Source organism: Vibrio sp. Isolate34 (assembly GCF_022397915.1).
Classification (GTDB): Bacteria; Pseudomonadota; Gammaproteobacteria; order Enterobacterales; family Vibrionaceae; genus Vibrio.
Genome location: NZ_JAKEUO010000046.1, coordinates 1 through 1,298 on the forward strand (window position 1 = coordinate 1; position 1,298 = coordinate 1,298).

At 44.5% G+C, this 1,298-nt stretch carries 4 tRNA genes and 2 rRNA genes; all 6 read right to left on the reverse strand.

What is annotated here, in order from left to right:
* Positions 1-242, reverse strand: a 23S ribosomal RNA gene (locus L1D22_RS22005); the annotation flags it as partial.
* A 344-nt stretch (positions 243-586) separates the two neighbouring features.
* Positions 587-662, reverse strand: a tRNA-Val gene (locus L1D22_RS22010).
* Positions 663-725: 63 nt separating this feature from the next.
* Positions 726-801 (reverse strand) — tRNA-Ala (locus tag L1D22_RS22015).
* A gap of 25 nt (positions 802-826) precedes the next feature.
* Positions 827-902 (reverse strand) — tRNA-Lys (locus tag L1D22_RS22020).
* 2 nt (positions 903-904) lie between these two features.
* Positions 905-980 (reverse strand) — tRNA-Glu (locus L1D22_RS22025).
* Positions 981-1,104: 124 nt separating this feature from the next.
* Positions 1,105-1,298 (reverse strand): 16S ribosomal RNA (locus L1D22_RS22030); the annotation flags it as partial.

Sequence of the window (1,298 nt, forward strand, 5' to 3'; positions counted from 1 at the left end):
TTCGGAATCTCGGTTGATTTCTCTTCCTCTCCTCGGGGTACTTAGATGTTTCAGTTCCCCCGGTTTGCCTCCTGTTGCTATGTATTCACAACAGGATACTTACTTATGTAAGTGGGTTTCCCCATTCAGGAATCCCAGACTTAAAGGTTATTACTACCTAATCTGGGCTTATCGCAAGTTATTACGCCTTTCATCGCCTCTGACTGCCAAGGCATCCACCGTGTACGCTTAGTCACTTAACCATACAACCCGAAGGGGTCTTGTGTATGGCAACTAACCAAGGTTTTGGTTGTCATTAAGAAGGGTTAATTCTCAATGACTGTTTGCCGGACTCAATGTGATTCAAACGAATTTGAATCGAATACAAGACACTTGAATGTGTTTGTTGTGTTTACCTAAAAGGTAAACATTGAGAACTTTTAAATTTGATTAACTTAATTACAGCCTTGAGCTGTTTGATTTCACTTTTTAAAGTGAAAACCAATTAAGTAATCAGTCAGCTTTCCAAATTGTTAAAGAGCAAGAGTTTCAAAGTATTAAACTTTTAACCCATTTTTAAAAACTCTCCGAAGAGAATGCTTAAAGATGGTGGGCGATACCGGGCTCGAACCAGTGACCCCCTGCTTGTAAGGCAGGTGCTCTCCCAACTGAGCTAATCGCCCATAAAGTTTCCTTTTGTCTTCACTTTTTAAAAGTGAAAATAAAAGCCATTCTTATGGAAGGAATGGTGGAGCTATGCGGGATCGAACCGCAGACCTCCTGCGTGCAAGGCAGGCGCTCTCCCAGCTGAGCTATAGCCCCATATTTTTATTTCCTTGGGAGGAAATGGTGGGTCGTGCAGGATTCGAACCTGCGACCAATTGATTAAAAGTCAACTGCTCTACCAACTGAGCTAACGACCCAATGGTATCCCGTAGGGGAGTCGAACCCCTGTTACCGCCGTGAAAGGGCGGTGTCCTAGGCCTCTAGACGAACGGGACACTGCTAATTTATCTCCACTTTAAAAAGTAGAAACAAACTTCGAAGAACCTTGGGAGTTCTTCKTCTCTTTKMYTTTYTAAACCTAATCAATCTGTGTGGACACTTATCGTGAATATCTTCGTATAAGGAGGTGATCCAGCCCCAGGTTCCCCTAGGGCTACCTTGTTACGACTTCACCCCAGTCATGAACCACAAAGTGGTGAGCGTCCTCCCCGAAAGGTTAAACTACCCACTTCTTTTGCAGCCCACTCCCATGGTGTGACGGGCGGTGTGTACAAGGCCCGGGAACGTATTCACCGTAGCATTCTGATCTACGA